This is a genomic window from Lacisediminimonas profundi, assembly GCF_008831265.1.
Classification (GTDB): Bacteria; Pseudomonadota; Gammaproteobacteria; order Burkholderiales; family Burkholderiaceae_D; genus Lacisediminimonas; species Lacisediminimonas profundi.
Window position 1 is genome coordinate 154,648 of sequence record NZ_VTTH01000005.1, and the last position, 16,500, is coordinate 171,147.

Annotated in this window: 18 protein-coding genes; 9 read left to right on the forward strand and 9 right to left on the reverse strand. The window is 61.1% G+C overall.

Translation table 11 applies throughout. From position 1 onward, the window contains the following. The 3 genes from FVE66_RS15230 to FVE66_RS15240 are packed head-to-tail and all read right to left on the reverse strand — an operon-like array spanning position 1 to position 2,526. On the reverse strand, positions 1 to 906 hold the full coding sequence (locus FVE66_RS15230) for an enoyl-CoA hydratase-related protein (protein WP_206668773.1): 906 nt from the start codon (positions 904 to 906) through the stop codon (positions 1 to 3). Between the two features lie 28 nt (positions 907 to 934). Beyond that, entirely contained in the window at positions 935 to 1,378 is a 444-nt protein-coding gene (locus tag FVE66_RS15235; protein WP_151448305.1) for an acyl-CoA thioesterase, read from the reverse strand. Then, entirely contained in the window at positions 1,375 to 2,526 is a 1,152-nt protein-coding gene (locus FVE66_RS15240; RefSeq protein WP_151448306.1) for an iron-containing alcohol dehydrogenase, read from the reverse strand. The genes FVE66_RS15235 and FVE66_RS15240 overlap by 4 nt, the downstream gene beginning before the upstream one ends. Before the next feature lie 298 nt (positions 2,527 to 2,824). Between FVE66_RS15240 and FVE66_RS15245 the strand changes: the two genes are divergently transcribed. The 5 genes from FVE66_RS15245 (at position 2,825) to FVE66_RS15265 (ending at position 7,509) form a co-directional block, all read left to right on the forward strand. Continuing rightward, positions 2,825 to 3,814 carry an aldo/keto reductase gene (locus FVE66_RS15245; RefSeq protein ID WP_151448307.1) on the forward strand — a complete coding sequence of 330 codons (990 nt, stop codon included), beginning with the start codon at positions 2,825 to 2,827 and terminating at the stop codon, positions 3,812 to 3,814. A gap of 248 nt (positions 3,815 to 4,062) precedes the next feature. After that, the gene (locus tag FVE66_RS15250) at positions 4,063 to 4,836 is read left to right on the forward strand and encodes an ABC transporter ATP-binding protein (protein ID WP_151448308.1); all 774 of its coding nucleotides are present in this window, start codon (positions 4,063 to 4,065) and stop codon (positions 4,834 to 4,836) included. Next, positions 4,833 to 5,543, forward strand: a complete 711-nt coding sequence (locus FVE66_RS15255; RefSeq protein WP_151448309.1) for an ABC transporter ATP-binding protein — start codon at positions 4,833 to 4,835, stop codon at positions 5,541 to 5,543. The genes FVE66_RS15250 and FVE66_RS15255 overlap by 4 nt, the downstream gene beginning before the upstream one ends. Before the next feature lie 37 nt (positions 5,544 to 5,580). Next, positions 5,581 to 6,465, forward strand: a complete 885-nt coding sequence (locus FVE66_RS15260) for a branched-chain amino acid ABC transporter permease (protein ID WP_151448522.1) — start codon at positions 5,581 to 5,583, stop codon at positions 6,463 to 6,465. Between the two features lie 12 nt (positions 6,466 to 6,477). Continuing rightward, a complete protein-coding gene (locus tag FVE66_RS15265) occupies positions 6,478 to 7,509 on the forward strand; it encodes a branched-chain amino acid ABC transporter permease (RefSeq protein ID WP_151448310.1) in 1,032 nt (343 codons plus the stop codon). 168 nt (positions 7,510 to 7,677) lie between these two features. On the opposite strand, the gene gabD is transcribed toward FVE66_RS15265, so the two are convergent. Together gabD and FVE66_RS15275 are read right to left on the reverse strand one after the other, a co-directional pair. Next, entirely contained in the window at positions 7,678 to 9,132 is a 1,455-nt protein-coding gene (gabD, locus tag FVE66_RS15270) for an NADP-dependent succinate-semialdehyde dehydrogenase (protein ID WP_206668778.1), read from the reverse strand. Between the two features lie 114 nt (positions 9,133 to 9,246). Next, positions 9,247 to 9,834 (reverse strand): SRPBCC family protein, encoded by a 588-nt coding sequence (locus tag FVE66_RS15275; RefSeq protein ID WP_151448312.1) that lies wholly within the window; start codon positions 9,832 to 9,834, stop codon positions 9,247 to 9,249. A 449-nt stretch (positions 9,835 to 10,283) separates the two neighbouring features. On the opposite strand from FVE66_RS15275, the gene FVE66_RS15280 reads away from it, so the two are divergent. After that, on the forward strand, positions 10,284 to 10,679 hold the full coding sequence (locus FVE66_RS15280; protein ID WP_161993297.1) for a PsiF family protein: 396 nt from the start codon (positions 10,284 to 10,286) through the stop codon (positions 10,677 to 10,679). A 72-nt stretch (positions 10,680 to 10,751) separates the two neighbouring features. Here FVE66_RS15280 and FVE66_RS15285 read toward each other — a convergent pair whose 3' ends face one another. From FVE66_RS15285 to FVE66_RS20210, 4 genes are all read right to left on the reverse strand, one after another. Next, entirely contained in the window at positions 10,752 to 11,696 is a 945-nt protein-coding gene (locus FVE66_RS15285) for a cation diffusion facilitator family transporter (RefSeq protein ID WP_151448314.1), read from the reverse strand. Between the two features lie 92 nt (positions 11,697 to 11,788). After that, entirely contained in the window at positions 11,789 to 12,019 is a 231-nt protein-coding gene (locus FVE66_RS15290) for a DUF3820 family protein (RefSeq protein WP_151448315.1), read from the reverse strand. After that, complete coding sequence (locus FVE66_RS15295) at positions 12,012 to 12,944, reverse strand: MORN repeat-containing protein (protein ID WP_206668774.1); 933 nt, start codon at positions 12,942 to 12,944, stop codon at positions 12,012 to 12,014. Before FVE66_RS15295 ends, FVE66_RS15290 begins: the two co-directional genes overlap by 8 nt. A 23-nt stretch (positions 12,945 to 12,967) precedes the next feature. Beyond that, positions 12,968 to 14,140 carry a hypothetical protein gene (locus tag FVE66_RS20210; RefSeq protein ID WP_161993299.1) on the reverse strand — a complete coding sequence of 391 codons (1,173 nt, stop codon included), beginning with the start codon at positions 14,138 to 14,140 and terminating at the stop codon, positions 12,968 to 12,970. Positions 14,141 to 14,230: 90 nt separating this feature from the next. Here FVE66_RS20210 and FVE66_RS20295 point away from each other — a divergent pair, with 90 nt between their 5' ends. From FVE66_RS20295 to rnk, 3 genes are all read left to right on the forward strand, one after another. Then, a complete protein-coding gene (locus tag FVE66_RS20295) occupies positions 14,231 to 14,782 on the forward strand; it encodes a hypothetical protein (RefSeq protein WP_151448319.1) in 552 nt (183 codons plus the stop codon). A gap of 272 nt (positions 14,783 to 15,054) precedes the next feature. Then, a complete protein-coding gene (locus FVE66_RS15315) occupies positions 15,055 to 15,975 on the forward strand; it encodes an EamA family transporter (protein ID WP_151448320.1) in 921 nt (306 codons plus the stop codon). Between the two features lie 111 nt (positions 15,976 to 16,086). Further along, positions 16,087 to 16,494, forward strand: coding sequence for a nucleoside diphosphate kinase regulator (gene rnk / locus FVE66_RS15320; protein ID WP_206668775.1), 408 nt, complete (start codon positions 16,087 to 16,089; stop codon positions 16,492 to 16,494). Positions 16,495 to 16,500: the final 6 nt, after the last annotated feature.

A 16,500-nucleotide genomic window follows, 5' to 3' on the forward strand; every position in this document is an offset into this window, starting at 1 on the left:
TTACTTTCCAAGGAATGCCGGCTGCCGCTTTTCAACGAAGGCCTGGCGCGCGTCGCGATAGTCCTCGCTGCCCACCGCCCGCTCCACGACCGCGTTGACCTGATCGTCGTCCAGCACGCCCATGCCCATCGAGAGACCGTTCAGCAGGACCTTGGTGCCGGCGATCGTGAGCGGCGCGTTGTCCGCCATGACCGCGGCAAACGACCGGGCCGTGCGCAGCGGGTCGGCCGACATGCGGTCAAGGAAGCCCATGCGCAGGGCCTCCGCGGACCCGAACTTCATGGCCGAATACAAGATGCGCTTCGCATTCGAAATGCCCACCAGCGACAACAAGCGCTGGGTGCCCCGCACGCCGTACACAATGGAGAGCCGGGCAGCAGGAATGCCGAATTGGGCGTCGGTCGCGGCAAACCGGAAATCGCAGGACATGGCCAGGTGACAGCCGCCGCCCATGCAGAAACCGTTGACGACGGCGATGGTCGGCTTGGGCGTGTTGGCGATGGCATCGCAGCAATCGTCGACGGCCACTTCGTACTCGATGCCTTGCTCGACAGTGGCGCGGACCTTGGCGAATTCGGAGATGTCAGCGCCTGCGCAGAAATGTCCGCCGGCGCCGGTCAGGATGATGGCGCGCACCTGGGGATCCTTGCCCAGTTCGGTGAATATCCGGCCCAGGTCTTTCCACATGGCCAGCGAGACGCAATTGCGCATCTTCGGACGGTTGATGGTAACCACCGCTGCCTTATGCTTCGATGCTGCCGCGTGCTTCGATGCTGCCGCGGCTGCTGCTGCCGGGCTGGCGGGCGCGTCAGCAAGGTCCCATCCGGGCTCCTCGGCGACGTCGACCAGCGTGACCACGATGTCTTCAGTGCCGGCAGCGCCGGTGGTGGCAACATGTTCCATCATTTCTCCAATGTCCTTGAACCGTTTTTTTTCATACTTGGGCCCGTAACGGCTCCAGCGCATTGCGGAAATCATCCGGCAGGCGTACCGGCCGGTTGGTGTCGCGATCGACATAGACGTGGACGAAATGCCCTTCCGCGCACGCGACATCGTCGTCATTGCGGAACACGCCCAGCTCATAGCGCACGCTGCTGGTGCCGACATGGCCGACCCGCACGCCGACCCTGACCACGTCCGGGAAGGCCAGCGAGCTGTGGTAGCGGCATTGGGTCTCGACCACCAGGCCGATGACCTTGGCATTTACCGGGTCCAGCACGCCCTGCGCGATCAGGTACTGGTTCACCGCCGTGTCGAAGTACGAGTAGTAGACGACGTTGTTGACGTGGCCATACATGTCGTTGTCCATCCAGCGCGTTGCGATCTCGCAGAAATGGAAATAAGCGGCGCGCGTGGCCGGCGGCGTCCTGGTGCTCATAGCGATGCGGCGTAGATCGCGAGCGCGTCGTCGTAGCTGACTTCACGCGGATTGTTGACCAGCAGCCGGGTCTGCTTCATGGCGTCGGTTGCCAGCATGACCAGGTCCGATTCCTTGATGCCGACCTCGGACAAGCGGGTCGGCAGGCCCAGTTCGGCCGGCAGGCCGGACAGGTACTCCACCAGTTGCTGCGAACGCTCCTGCGCCGATCCCGTGGCGTCCGGGATGATGATCGTCGCCAGCTCGGCATACAGCTCGTAGCTTGAGGAATGATTGAAGCGCAGCACCTCAGGCAGCACCAGCGAATTGGACAGGCCATGCGGAACATGGAAGCGTGCGCCGACCGGATAGGCCAGCGCATGCACCGCGGCCACGGGCGAATTGGCAAACGACATTCCGGCCAGCATCGCACCCAGCAACATCGCCTGGCGCGCTTCGGCATTGGCGCCATTGCGGCAGGCCTCGTGGATATTGCGGCTCAACAGCGAGAGCGCTTCCCGCGCCAGGCAGTCCGACACCGGATTTTTCAGCCGTTTGCTGGTATAGGCTTCAATCGCATGCACCATGGCGTCGATGCCGGTGGCCGCCGTCACATGCGGTGGCAGTCCGAGCGTCAGTTCGGCATCCAGTACTGCCCAGTCGGGCACGATGACTGGGGTTACCACACCCTTCTTCTCGCCCTCGCCGGTGGTAATGATGGAAATCGCAGTCACTTCCGAGCCGGTGCCGGCCGTGGTGGGCACCAGGATCAGCGGCAGGCGCGGTCCCTTGGCATTGCCGATTCCGTAGATGTCCGCCAGCTTCTCGTTACCCGCTGCCAGCAGCGCGACCAGCTTGGCCACGTCCAGCGAACTGCCGCCGCCGATGCCGATCACGCCGTCCGCCTTGCAGGCCAGCGCGGCTTCAGCAGCCGACAGGACAATTGCTTCAGCCGGATCGGCCTCGACGCCGGAAAACACCGAGACGGCGATGTCTTCGGCAGCCAGGCTGGCCATGCCAGCGGCGAGCAGCCCGGCATTCAGCACGCCGCGATCAGTGACCACCAGTACCGAACGGCAGCCCAGCCGCTTGGCCAACTCACCCAGCCGGGCAGAAGTTCCGGGGCCGACCAGGGATGAGCGGGGGGATTGAAATTCGAAAGTCTGCAATTGCTTCTCCAGCCAGATTTTTTATTGGGATCGGCCTTGCTACCAGCATCGGCCTTCGTTCCTTGCATAACTAAACTATACACAGGCATAAACCGGTTGGCAACCCTTGCCATCGATTGGAAAATTCTTCACCGGGCCATAGCGCATGCTCTGCCTCCGCGCTTTACTTTGTTAAATTTCATAACTAGACTCGCCACACAGCTTTGACGCCACTCTGAAAAACTGCCCGGAGCACGGCGAGTCATGACATGAATCGAGGGCAAGCCCTTCATCTGCAATCTGATCCGGAAGGAAAAAAATGAAAACCAGGACACTCGGCAGCCAGGGGCTGAAGGTATCGGCGCTCGGATACGGCTGCATGAGCCTGACCGGCGCCTACGGGGCAACGGCTGGCCGGCCGCAAGCAGAACACCTGATTCATGCGGCAATCGACCTCGGCTATACCTTGTTCGACACTGCCCCCATCTACGGCGGCATGGCCAACGAGGAACTGCTGGGCAGCATCCTGCAGGGCAAGCGCGACCAGGTACTGCTGTCGACCAAGTTCGGTCTGGTGCTGGAGAACGGTCGGATCGACCGCACCGACAGCCGGCCCGAGACCATCAGGGAGTCGGTCGAAGCCAGCCTGATGCGCCTGAAAACCGATCACATCGACATCCTGTTCCAGCATCGGGTCGATCCCGCCGTGCCGATCGAGGAGACGGTGGGTGAAATGGGCCGGCTGGTGGCACAGGGCAAGGTCCGCTACCTGGGACTTTCCGAGGCAAGCGCCGCCAACATCCGCCGGGCTCACGCGATACATCCGATTTCCGCAGTCCAGAGCGAGTACTCGCTGCTGGAGCGCGGCGTCGAGGAAAGAGTCATCCCCACCATCAGGGAACTGGGGATAGGCCTGATGCCTTTTTCGCCGCTTGGTCGCGGGCTGATTGGCGGCGCGCAGAAGGCAGCGGCCGATTTGCCCAAATCGGATTACCGGCGCCTGGATCCGCGTTACCAGGGCGAGAACTACGAGCACAACATGAATCTGGTGCAGCAACTCGCCAGCCTGGCGCAAACCCGCGGAATCACGCCGGCGCAACTGGCGCTGGCATGGATCCTGCATAAAAACGAAGACATTGTTCCGCTGATCGGCACCTTGCGACTCGAAGCGATCCGGGAAAATGAACAGGCGACGGCGATCGAACTGACACCGGAAATGATGGACCGTCTCGATGCGCTGTTTGCGGTGAACGCAGTATCCGGTGTGCGGTACCCGCCCAGCATGATGCGGTTTGTGGATCCGGACTGAGACAGGAAAAGCCCGGTTCCCGGTTGCACCTGCCCGCTATTTTTCAAGCAGGGATAGTTTTTTTAGACAAGAGACTATTTCAATCCCTGCCAAAAGATAAAAGCCAAAATCGGTCCAATTTTTTATTGGCATAGCTCTATATTCGTCAAAAATTTGACAAGCAAATACAACATCTATTAATCTATTTATGCAAGTAACTAACTGTTCTAGCGGAAAGAACACAAATATAATTTCAGGGAGGAGGGGTAATGGCTGATGTCATCCTCGAGACGAAGGGCCTGACGAAGGAATTCAAGGGTTTCACTGCCGTCAGCGAGGTCAACCTGCAAGTCGAACGCGGGCATATCCATGCCCTTATCGGACCAAATGGCGCCGGCAAGACGACGTGCTTCAATTTGCTGACGAAGTTCCTCAGCCCGACGTACGGCACGATCAGCTTCAACGGGGTGGACATCACACGCCTGTCGTCTGCCGAAATCGTGCGCCATGGCGTGGTGCGTTCATTCCAGATCTCGGCGGTATTCCCTCACCTCACTGTCCTCGAGAACGTGCGGGTCGGACTGCAGCGTTCGCTCGGCACCTCCTTCCATTTCTGGAAAAGCGAGCGCAGCCTGCTGTCGCTGAATGACCGGGCGATGGCGCTGCTGGATGAGGTCGGCCTGGCCGGATTCGCCGATTCCGTCACGGTCGACCTGCCCTACGGCCGCAAGCGTGCGCTGGAAATCGCCACCACGCTGGCAATGGATCCTGAACTGATGCTGCTCGACGAACCAACACAGGGCATGGGGCATGAAGATGTCCACCGGGTGACAGAATTGATCAAAAAAGTGTCTGCCGGACGCACAATCCTGATGGTTGAACACAACATGAGCGTGGTGGCTGGCATCTGCGACCGGATCTCGGTGCTGCAGCGCGGCGCCTTGCTGGCGGAGGGCACCTACGATGAGATTTCTGGCAATGCGGAGGTAATGGAAGCCTATATGGGAACCACCAGCGGCGCACTTGAAGGAGCACACGCATGAGCGCCCGTGCACTGGAGATATCGGGCCTGCACGCATGGTATGGCGAGTCCCACATCCTGCATGACGTCAACCTGGAAGTGAACCGTGGCGAAGTGGTGACCCTGCTGGGCCGCAACGGCGCCGGCCGCACCACCACAATGCGGGCAATCATGGGGCTGACCGGCGTGCGCAAGGGATCGATCAAGATCAATGGCGTGGAGTCGATCGGCCTGCCAACCCACAAGGTGGCGCACCTGGGCGTCGGTTATTGCCCAGAGGAGCGCGCGATCTTCTCGTCGCTGTCGGCCGAGGAAAACCTGCTGCTGCCACCCCTGGTGTCCACCACCGAGAAGGGCATGTCGATCGACGAGATCTACGACATGTTCCCCAACCTTAAGGAACGCCGCGGCAGCCAGGGAACGCGACTGTCCGGCGGCGAGCAGCAAATGCTGGCGGTGGCTCGCATCCTGCGCACCGGCGCGCGCCTGTTGCTGCTGGACGAAATCTCCGAAGGCCTGGCGCCAGTGATCGTGCAGGCGCTGGCCCGGATGATCAAGACGCTCAAGGCCTCGGGCTACACCATCATCATGGTCGAACAGAACTTCCGCTTCGCCGCACCGCTGGCAGACCGTTTCTATGTGATGGAACACGGTCAGATCGTCGAGCATTTCAAGGCATCCGAACTGCAGGAAAAAATGCCCGTCCTCAACGAACTGCTGGGCGTATGACGCGCAACGCAGGGCGAAAAACAAAGAGCACAACATGATTGAACTATTCGGAATTCCGCTTTCGGCGATGATGAGCCAGTTGCTGCTGGGCCTGGTCAATGGCTCGTTCTACGCGATCCTTTCGCTGGGACTGGCGGTCATCTTCGGCCTGCTGAACGTGATCAACTTTGCGCACGGCGCCTTGTACATGATGGGCGCATTCCTGGCCTGGATGGGCACCTACTACTTCAACCTGAACTACTGGGTGATGCTGCTCGTCGCGCCGCTGCTGGTCGGGCTGTTCGGCATCATCATTGAAAAGTCGATGCTGCGCTGGCTGTACAAGCTCGACCACCTCTACGGCCTGTTGCTGACCTTTGGCCTTACCCTGATGCTGGAGGGCCTGTTCCGCTCGGTCTACGGCGTCTCCGGCCAGCCGTATTCGGTGCCGGAACTGCTGACCGGTGCAACCAGCATGGGCTTCATGATGCTTCCCAACTACCGCATGTGGGTGGTGGTGGCATCGCTGGCCGTGTGCTTCGGCACCTGGTTCGTGATCGAGAAAACCAAGCTCGGCGCCTACCTGCGGGCCGGAACCGAGAACCCGAAGATGGTCGAGGCCTTCGGCATCAACGTACCGCTGATGGTCACGCTGACCTATGGATTCGGGGCCGCGCTGGCCGCATTCGCCGGCGTGCTGGCGGCGCCGGTGATCCAGGTCTCGCCATTGATGGGCTCGAACCTGATCATCGTCGTGTTCGCCGTGGTCGTGATCGGCGGCATGGGATCCATCGCCGGATCGATCATCACCGGACTCGTGCTTGGCGTGATCGAAGGATTCACCCGCGTGTTCTATCCGGAGCTGTCGGCCACTGTGGTGTTCATCATCATGGCGATCGTGCTGCTGATCCGCCCGGCAGGCCTGTTCGGAAAAGAGAAGTAATTGGAGACCCAGATGAAAAAAAACGCTTTCTACGCTGCCGCCATCGTGGTGGCAATCTTCCTGCCGTTCTTCGTCTATCCGGTATTCCTGATGAAGGTGCTTTGCTTCGCGCTGTTTGCGTGCGCCTTCAACCTGCTGATCGGTTACACAGGGCTGCTGTCATTTGGCCATGCCGCCTTCTTTGGCGGCGCCGGCTACATGACCGGCTTTGCGCTGAAGTACTGGAACCTGTCACTTGAATTCGGCCTCGCGGCCGGGGTGCTGGTTGCCATTGTGATCGGCCTGCTGATGGGCGCACTGGCGATTCGCCGCCAGGGCATCTATTTCACGATGATCACGCTGGCGCTGGCGCAAATGCTGTTCTTCGCCTGCCTGCAGGCGCCATTCACCGGCGGCGAGGATGGATTGCAGGGCGTGCCGCGCGCGCCGCTGCTGGGCCTGGTGAGCACCGCTGATGACCGCACGCTGTACTACGTCGTCCTCGGCATTTTTGTCGCCGGCTTTGCGCTGATCATGCGCACCATCCACTCGCCCTTCGGGCAGGTGCTCAAGGCGATCAAGGAGAACGAGCCACGCGCAATATCGCTCGGCTACGACGTCAACAGGTACAAGCTGCTGGCCTTCGTGTTGTCGGCCGGGATTTCGGGGCTTGCCGGTGCCACCAAGACTGCCGTCCTTGGTTTCGAGACCCTGACCGACGTCCACTGGACCATGTCCGGCCTGGTGGTGCTGATGACCCTGGTCGGCGGACTTGGCACCCTGACTGGCCCTATCGTGGGCGCGGTGGTCATCATCGCGCTGGAAAACAAGCTGGGAGAAATCGGCAATGGACTGGCTTCGCTCACCGGCATCGAGTGGTTCAACTCACTCGGCGAATCGGTAACGATCGTGACCGGCCTGATCTTCATCCTGTGCGTGCTGGCATTCCGCCGCGGCATCGTCGGCGAGCTGGGTGCGCTGTACCAGCGCATGTCCGCCAGGCCAGCGAAGCCGGCGGCGCAACAGGCCGTGCCGGCGGCCAGGGCTGAGGTGCAGGCACCCTAATCCACAGGCGCGCAAGGCGCGGGAAATAGGAAGAGGAAATAGGAACAGGAAACAGCAACAGGAAACAGAATCAGAAAACAAAAGCAGAAAAACAGCGGCAAATGAAAAAAGGGCAGTGGAATTTCCACTGCCCTTTTTGCTTTACGAGACTGATGCGCCTGGATTCGACTAGATGCCGCCCATGCACATGTACTTCATTTCGAGATAGTCCTCGATCCCGTACTTGGAGCCTTCACGGCCGGTGCCGCTCTCCTTGACGCCGCCGAATGGTGCGACCTCGTTCGAAATCAGGCCTTCGTTGATGCCCACCATGCCGAACTCGAGCGCCTCGGCAACCCGCCATACGCGTCCGATGTCACGGCCATAGAAATACGAGGCCAGGCCGAAGCGGGTGTCGTTTGCCATCTCGATCGCTTCCGCCTCGGTCGAAAACCGGAACAACGGCGCCACCGGGCTGAAGGTCTCTTCACTGAAGATCGCCATGTCGCGGGTAGCGTTGGCCAGCACCGTCGGCGGGTAGAAATTGCCGCCATTGGCCTGGCGCTCGCCGCCAACCAGCGCGACCGCGCCCTTGGCCTTGGCATCGGCCACATGTTCTTCCGCCTTGCGTACCGCGGCGTCGTCGATCAGCGGTCCGATGACGGTTCCTTCCGCCATGCCGTCGCCGACCTTGAGCGCGGCCACTGCTTTGGCGAAGCGCTGCGCGAAATCGTCATAGACGCTGTCCTGCACCAGGATCCGGTTGGCGCAGACACAGGTCTGGCCGGCATTGCGGTACTTGGCAATCAGCGCGCCCTTCACGGCGGCGTCCAGGTCGGCGTCGTCAAACACGATGAAGGGCGCATTGCCGCCAAGTTCCATCGAAGTCTTCTTCACGGTCGCCGCGCATTGCGCCATCAGCAGCTTGCCGACCTCGGTCGAGCCGGTGAAGGTGAGCTTGCGCACGGTCGGGCTGGAGGTCAGCTCACCACCGATTTCGGCGGCCGAGCCAGTCACGCAGGACAGCACCCCGGCCGGAACGCCGGCGCGCTCGGCCAGTACGCACAGGGCCAGCGCCGAATATGGCGTCTGGCTGGCAGGCTTGATGACCATCGTGCATCCGGCTGCAAGCGCCGGAGCGGCCTTGCGCGTGATCATCGCGGCCGGGAAGTTCCACGGCGTGATGGCAGCGCACACACCGACCGGCTGCTTGATGACCACCAGCCGCCGGTCCGTCGTTGGCGAGGGGATGGTATCGCCATAGATGCGCTTGCCTTCCTCGGCAAACCATTCGATGAAGGAGGCGGCATAGGCGATCTCGCCACGGCTCTCTGCCAGCGGCTTGCCCTGCTCCAGGGTCATGATGACGGCCAGGTCCTCCTGGTTCTGCATCAGCAATTCAAACCACTTGCGCAGGATGGCGGACCGCTCCTTGGCGGTTTTCGCGCCCCATGCGCGCAGCGCACCCGCAGCCGCATCGATCGCCCGGCGCGTCTCGGCACCGCCCATCTTCGGCACCTGGCCGATCTGGGCTCCGCTGGCAGGATTGTTTACCGCGATGGTTTTGCCATTGTCGGCATCGATCCATTGCCCATTGATGAAGCACTGTTGACGAAACAGGGACGGATCACGGAGTTGAGGCATGGAGAAAACAGGATTGTTCATTTTTTCTGATTTGGAATGTAGAAACGAATGCCTGCAGATCCGCTGCAAGCGGGTGCAATTGCGGCGAACCCGGGAAGCTTGCCGCGCAGGATTTTACTCAGCCGGGGCCGGCGCCGGTGTTCGACCGAACAGCTTGGCCAGGCGCTTGCCCAAGCCCTGCTCATTGTCGCCCGCCGCCGCAACATCGGCCCCGGCATCCTGCCCGGCGAGTATAACTGAGTCGCTCCCCGCTTCGTTTGCGGGACTGACGATCTGGTTGAAGCTGGCGAAGAACTGGTCTGCCATCTTGCGGGCGGTGGAGTCGATCAGGCGACTGCCGAGCTGTGCGATCTTGCCGCCGATGTTGGCCGCGACCGTATAGCTGAGCACCGTGACAGCTGGCCCGTCCGATGACAGCTCGACAGTGATGTCGCTCTTGGCAAAGCCTGCCACGCCGCCCTGCCCTTCCCCGCTCAAACGATAGCTGCTCATCGGCACGATGTCGGCCAGCGTTACCTTGCCCGAGAACTTCGCCCGGATAGGCCCGACCTTGGCAACCACGAGGGCGGTAAATTCGGTATCCGATACCTTGTCCAGCGCCTCGCAACCCGGTATGCAACTTTTCAGTACCACCGGGTCGTTGAGCGCCGTCCACACTGCCTCGCGGGAGGCTTCCAGCCGTATGCTGTCCTTCATTTCCATGCTCTTCTCCTCGAAGTATTTACTTGCTTAAGTAGACTATACACATCGATGCCGGGCTTTGCAACATGCCTTTATCACCAAGTCTGCTCTATATAATCCGTATTTTCACCAGAGCAATTGGATGAAGTAGATAATGTATATCAGTTTTTTAAATGGACTTTAATATCGAATAAGCAGAGACTTGGCCGATATCGAAAGATCCGGAAGTCCGAAGCACACCGCCAGCCGGATTCCGCATTTCCGCGCACGCGATCCGCGCAGGAAACAGATTTCCGGCAGCAAGCCTGCAACCATGCATCTTTGATAAAAATCACTTCGTCCGCGCCCCGTCCAGATACTGTCAGTGGACGAGAAAAGTTCCTCTCCCGGTCCCCTGGTTCCGTACGGAGCCGGACTGAACCAAGCCAAACGGCCTCACCAGCGCAGTAAATAATTGAATGGAGAAAGACATGAAAAAAACCGTAATGGCATTGATGCTCGCCTCGTTCGCATTTGGCGTCTCCGCGCAGGCGCCCAAGGCTGTTGATGCCGAAGGCAGGCCGGTTGGACCCAGCGGCCCGACCCGCGAAGTGACAGCCGCATGCAAAGCGGAAGCGAAAGAGAAGAAGTTGCAAGGCGCCGAGCGGCGCAAGTTCATGCGGACCTGCACCAAGACCGAGAAACCTGCGGCTTCGGCACCAAGCGGACCTCCCCAGCCGACCGCCAAGGGACCTGATCCGGATGGCAAGACCAATGGAGGCCCGGCCGTGACCCGCCAGGAAACCGTGGCATGCAAGAAAGAGGCGGACGAAAAGAACCTGCGCGGCGCCGAGCGGCGTGCATTCATGCGCACATGCGCGAAGTAAGCTACGCGAAGTAAGCTGCGTGAACTGGAGCTGCTGTCCCCGGACAGCAGCTCCAGTGGTTGGAGACCGTGGTCACACGTCCGACCTGGCGTGATCCAGGTCCGGACGCCGCCAGGGGTCCACATGCGTCATCAGGTTCAGCACGCGGTGACGTTGCATCACGCGCTGCCGGGCGGCGACGGCGATGTCGTGGCCCGCCTCGACGCTGATGGCTGCGTCGACTTCGATGTGTGCATCGACCACGATCATGTCGCCCATCTTGCGGGTGCGCACGTCGTGAACATTTTTCACGCCGGGCGTTTCGACCAGCGTGCGATGGATTGCCTCCACTTCTTCCTGGTCCACCGCGCGATCCATCAGGTCGTGCAGCGCATCCCATCCGAATTCCCATCCCATCTTCGCCACCATGAAACCGACGATCAGCGCCGCAATCGGATCCAGGATCGGATAACCGGCGAGGTTGCCGATGATGCCGACGCCAACCACCAGCGACGAAGCCGCATCCGACCTGGCATGCCAGGCGTTAGCCACCAGCATGCCGGACTTGACCCGCTTGGCCGCCGCCAGCATGTAGCGAAACAGCAGCTCCTTGGCGACCAGGGCAATGCCGGCGACCCACAGTGCCGAGATATGCACGCTTTGCACCGTCCCCGGATCTTCAAGCTTGACGAAGGCCGACCACAACATGCCGATGCCGACTGACAGCAACAACACCCCCAGCACCAGCGATGCCGCGGTTTCAAATCGGTGATGGCCGTAGGGATGATCCTCGTCCGCATCCTTCTTGCTGTGATGACCGGCAACCAGCACGACCGCGTCACCCAGCAGGTCGGACAAGGAGTGGATGCCATCTGCGATCAGGCCCTGCGACTTTGAAAAGATGCCCACCACGATCTGGAGGGTGCACAGCACGATATTGACGCCGACGCTGACCCAGGTGCTGCGCCTTGCGGCGCGCGCCCGTTCGGCGAGGGTGTGCTCGTCGTCTTCCTCGTCAGCGAGATCGGCAAACTTCATTTTTTTCCTTCAAATCCGGATCCATGTCCTGAACCCGCAATTATGAAGGACGAATGCCGGCTCATGAGCAAAAGGGCCACCACGACTCGTAATTACGGCTTGCGCAATGGCTGGAGCAGATGCCGGAGGTCGTTGTGGTCGAGTTCGTACATCAGCGCCAGCAGGCTGCCCAGTTCCCCGCGCGGAAAGCCTTCGCGGGCAAACCAGCCAAGGTAATGACCGGGCAAGTCGGCAAGCACCCGTCCCTTGTACTTCCCATAGGGCATCTTGAGGGTGACCAGGCGCTGCAGTTGTTCGACGTTTTCCACTACTGGGTCAGTCATCCACCCGCTCGCCATCCTTCATCGTGCAGTTCTCCATCCCGCCGCCGGGCTTGGCGCACTTGCCGCGCCCGTGCATCAGCAGGCCGCGCATCGGTCCGATGTACTGCGCTTGCATGTCGACCGACTTGCCATCCGCGCGCAGCACCGGACGCATGACCTTGGCGGTGGTGAAGTCGAACGGCGCCCGCAAGCTGCCTTCTATCACCACGCCCTGCTGGAACATGGTGAACCAACCCTGTGTGCCGACGATGGTATGCCAGTCGAAGGTCTCGGGATGCATCAACGCCGCAGACGGGCCGTTCTTACCCATCTTCAGGCCCTGTTTGGTACAGACGCCGCTGTAGACTACCCAGTCCTGGAATTGGCCGTTGCAACCGAGCGGACGTTGCGCGATCTTGCTGATGTCGAAGGAGCTCAAGGCCTTCACGCCCGTCAGGTAATACTCCGCATGGACAGTGCCATTGGCGTAGGCACGCAGGCCGAATCCATGAAATTGGCCTTCGGCCCAGTTGCCTTCATGCACGACGCCATTCGCATATCGCATCATCCCGAATCCATGCCGCTTGCCGTTCACGAACTCGCCCTCGAACGTCGTGCCGTCAGCGAATGTTTCCGCTCCCTTGCCTTGCCTTACGCCGTTTTCAAACTGCCCGGAGTAGGTGTAGTCGCGCACCTGAAGCACGGCCTGGCCATGCTTCTGGTCGTCGCGCCATTCCCCCACATAGAGTTCCTGCCCGCCGTCGGGATGGTCGAACATCATCGTGCCGCGCCCATGCCGCTTTCCGTTCAACAGCTCCCCTTTGTAGCGCGCTTTCGTTCCCGTCAACTGGCCCTTGTGGGAAAGCGGATATTCGCGCTCGCCTTCCACCGTGCCGCTTACCTGGGCTGGCGCCGGCAGCGTCGTGAACGCGAGGGCTGCGAACAATAAGGTAGTCGTTTTCTTCATCATCACTTCGTCGGTGGGGTAAAGGAAAGCTGCGCGCCGTTCTGCGCTATGCAGGTGCAGCTATCCGTGTTCTTGCCATCGTTGTAGCCGCTATAGTGAACAGCCACCGAATTCCATATGCCGACCGCGGGGACGGAGCATGCCCACGAACCCTGGTACTTGTACCGGGTCAGGATCTCTTCGCGCCATGCCAGCGCATCGCAGCGCGCCTCGCAACGTTGCTCGCTGCGATACGGCGCCGAAAATACCTCCGAGGCGCGCTTGGCAGCGGTTTTTTCATACTGGCGGGCATAGGCATTCACCGGTGCGCAGTTGTATTCACCATTGGCCTTGGTCAGGCTCTCGCTCACGGAGGCGGGAGGTGGCGCATTTGCGACCGACCTGAACTCGGGCCGCGCAGCCGGCTTCTTGTCGGATCCCGGCGCGGATGCTGCGGCAGTTCCGGCAGCGGCTGCAGCGCCCGTGGCTGCGGCAGTTCCGGCAACCCCTGCTGCTCCGCCATTGGCGGTGCTGCTCGGGCTCAAGCCGGAAGCGCTGCCCGGCTTCGAGGATGATGCCGCCGGCGTGTTCGACTGCGTGTTCGACTGCGTGTTCGATTGCGTCATGGACAGGACCCGATAGTTATTGGGAGCTGGCCTGGCTGACATGGACGAATTGCTTGCATCCGTTTCGCGCGGCGGCGTTCCGGCAGGCCGATAGCGGTTGTCGCCGTACCCGACCTGGGGACGCGAGGCGCTCGATGGCGGCGTGTACAAGGGCTGCCCGCCGATACTGCCGTTCGGTTGCAGTCGCGTGCGGTTGCGGTCGGCTATGGTCCCGGGACTGGTCTGGCTGGGCAAGTTTGCCTGGCTGGATTCGCGGGGTGGCGAACCTGCAGGACGGTAAGCGTTATCACCGTATCCGCCCTGCGCACGCGCCGGAGCCGATGGCGGCGTGTACAGCGGTTGTGCGCCGATGCCGCCGCTCGGCTGCAGGCGCGTACGGTTCTGGTCAGCTATGGTCCCGTTTACACCTGCTGGAAGGCCGGTGCGCTGGCTGCTCGCGGCAGGCTGGGTCTGCAGGTTTGATGATGACTGCGTTGGCGTGCCGCTTCCATCCCGCGCATTGCCGAGGACGCTTCCCGTTGAAGGACGGTTGGCCGCAGGCGACTGTTGGGGCGACACGCCCTGTGGCATGGCCTGTTCCCGTGACTGCGGCATTTGCGAGGGATTCTGGGGACCTTGCGAACTCCGGGAATTCTCCGGCGGCCGCGATGGCTGCGGTGCGTGCAGCGAACGTTCGCGGGCCTGCTGCTGGATGGCTTGTTGTTGCTGTTGCTGTTGTTGCTGTTGTCGCTGCTGCTGTTGCTGCTGTTGCTGCTGTTGCTGCTGTTGCTGCTGTTGCTGCTGCTGTTGTCGCTGCTGCTGTTGTTGTTGCTGCTGGGTGGCTTGTTGCTGCTGTTGTTGCTGCTGTTGTCGCTGCTGCTGTTGTTGTTGCTGCTGGGTGGCTTGTTGCTGTTGCTGGCGTTCACGGGCCTGACGCTCCCTGTCCGATTGCCGCTCCCTCTCTGCCTGGCGTTCTTTTTCGGCTTGGCGCTCTTTTGCGGCCTGACGGTCGCGGTCTGCCTGGCGCTCCCTCTCGGCGCTGCGCTCGCGCTCCCGCTCTGCCTGACGTTCGCGCTCGCGTTCACGTTCCCTTTCCGCTTGCTGATCGCGCTGCTGCTGCCGCATCCGATCGGCACTGTTGTATTGCGCGAAAGACGGAACACATACGGCCCAGAGTATCAGGGCGATGAAACAATTGCGGCGTATCGGCATGACGAATCCAGTCGATGGTAACCGGCACCATGCTAATGTTTCCAAATGGCAATCGTCAATTCCATCTGGAGGGATTAGCCCTTCAAACTGGCCGAAGCGGGGTCAGCGGACAACACAATGTTCCGGGCGAGGACACCAGCATTAATACGAAGGCAACATAGGGGTCGCACCGACGACCCGCAACGCCTGTGGATTTGCTGCTCATGCCGCAGCTGCAGGCGTGGTCCTTGCCATGCCGTTACACTGACTGCAATTTCCACCGCCGCCGCCACTTCGCGCACATTCAATTTCCCATGCAAGAAAAGTCCCTGAGCGGCCGTGATTTGATCGCCGCCGCCACCATTGTTCTCATCTGGGGCAGCAACTTTGTCGTCACGAAATTCGGCCTGCTGAGTTTCACGCCCATGCAGCTTGGGGCATGGCGCTTCCTGTTCGCGATGTTTCCGCTGATCCTGATCGTCCGGCCGCCAAAGCTGCACTGGAAATGGGTCGTGCTGTACGGCCTGTTCCAGGGATTCGGCCAGTTCGGCCTGCTGTTCGTGTCACTGAAAGTCGGCATGACTGCGGCGCTGGCCTCGGTGCTGATGCCGACCCAGATGTTCTTCACCGCGCTGTTCAGTTACCTGATCCTGGCCGAAAAACCCGGCAGACCGCTGATCATCGGCATGGTGCTGGCTGCGCTGGGCCTTACCTGTTTCGGCATGAACTACATCATGCCGGTAGCGGGAGTCGCCGGCGCCAGTACCGCCATCGGTCTTGCCTTGTGCCTGACCGGTGCCTCGATGTGGGCGGCATCGAACGTCGTGGTGCGCCTGGCGCAGCGATCGGCACCCAAATACAATACCTTCGCCTTCCTGATCTGGTCGAGCGCGGTTTCGGTGCTGCCCTTCGTGGCGCTGAGCCTGCTGCTGGACCCGCCCGCCACCCGTTGGACCTGGATCGCAGCACCATGGCAGGCCTGGCTGGCACCCGCTTACCTGGGCTGGGCAGCGAACATCGTGGGGTATGGCATGTGGACCAGCCTGATCAAGCGCTACGGCACCAACCGGATCGCACCGTTCAGCCTGGGCGTGCCGGTAGTCGGGCTGACCTGCGGCATCCTGTTCCTGGACGAAGTTGTCACCCCGTGGCAGTGGGGCGGGGTCATGCTGACCGTACTGGCCCTGGCGTGCGTGGTGCTGGGCGGAAGGATCAGGGGGATGCGGCCGGTTTAGGAGTTCCGCCTGCCAGCGGAATTGCTCTTCCTGTAGGCTGTGTACGCCGAACCCCGGGCGAACGTATACTCCATCACTTATATGCATCAACACAGAATTTGGAGAGCAACAATGATCGCCAAGCCCAACATCGTAATTTCGTCGCTCGACGCGGAACGGCTGGAGAACCTGCTGGACTCGCTTCCGCACAATGCGTTTCCCGGCAAGGACGAACTGGAGTCCGAGTTGGCTCGCGCAGATGTGGTGGATCCGAAGGATATTCCGGCCACGGTCGTGACCATGAATTCCACGGTCAGGTTCAAGACCGCCACCGACGAGTTCGTGCTGACGCTGGTCTATCCCAAGGACCAGAAGGCAGATGGCAGCACGATTTCAATCCTGGCTCCCGTTGGCAGCGCACTGCTGGGTCTTTCCCAAGGCGACGAAATGGAGTGGCCCAAGCCAGGCGGCGGCGCCTTGCGCGTGCGCATCGAGGAAGTCACCTATCAGCCCGAGCGCGCTGGCGAGTACCACCGGTAAGCGTGA

Bases quoted from the DNA above. Each gene is read 5' to 3' on its own strand.
- FVE66_RS15315 (WP_151448320.1), top strand. From the start codon at position 15,055: ATGCAAGAAAAGTCCCTGAGCGGCCGTGATTTGATCGCCGCCGCCACC.
- FVE66_RS15280 (WP_161993297.1), top strand. From the start codon at position 10,284: ATGAAAAAAACCGTAATGGCATTGATGCTCGCCTCGTTCGCATTTGGC.
- FVE66_RS15275 (WP_151448312.1), bottom strand. From the start codon at position 9,834: ATGGAAATGAAGGACAGCATACGGCTGGAAGCCTCCCGCGAGGCAGTG.
- gabD (WP_206668778.1), bottom strand. From the start codon at position 9,132: ATGCCTCAACTCCGTGATCCGTCCCTGTTTCGTCAACAGTGCTTCATC.
- FVE66_RS15265 (WP_151448310.1), top strand. From the start codon at position 6,478: ATGAAAAAAAACGCTTTCTACGCTGCCGCCATCGTGGTGGCAATCTTC.
- FVE66_RS15250 (WP_151448308.1), top strand. From the start codon at position 4,063: ATGGCTGATGTCATCCTCGAGACGAAGGGCCTGACGAAGGAATTCAAG.
- FVE66_RS15245 (WP_151448307.1), top strand. From the start codon at position 2,825: ATGAAAACCAGGACACTCGGCAGCCAGGGGCTGAAGGTATCGGCGCTC.
- FVE66_RS15255 (WP_151448309.1), top strand. From the start codon at position 4,833: ATGAGCGCCCGTGCACTGGAGATATCGGGCCTGCACGCATGGTATGGC.
- FVE66_RS15285 (WP_151448314.1), bottom strand. From the start codon at position 11,696: ATGAAGTTTGCCGATCTCGCTGACGAGGAAGACGACGAGCACACCCTC.
- FVE66_RS20210 (WP_161993299.1), bottom strand. From the start codon at position 14,140: ATGCCACAGGGCGTGTCGCCCCAACAGTCGCCTGCGGCCAACCGTCCT.
- rnk (WP_206668775.1), top strand. From the start codon at position 16,087: ATGATCGCCAAGCCCAACATCGTAATTTCGTCGCTCGACGCGGAACGG.
- FVE66_RS15230 (WP_206668773.1), bottom strand. From the start codon at position 906: ATGATGGAACATGTTGCCACCACCGGCGCTGCCGGCACTGAAGACATC.
- FVE66_RS15235 (WP_151448305.1), bottom strand. From the start codon at position 1,378: ATGAGCACCAGGACGCCGCCGGCCACGCGCGCCGCTTATTTCCATTTC.
- FVE66_RS15290 (WP_151448315.1), bottom strand. From the start codon at position 12,019: ATGACTGACCCAGTAGTGGAAAACGTCGAACAACTGCAGCGCCTGGTC.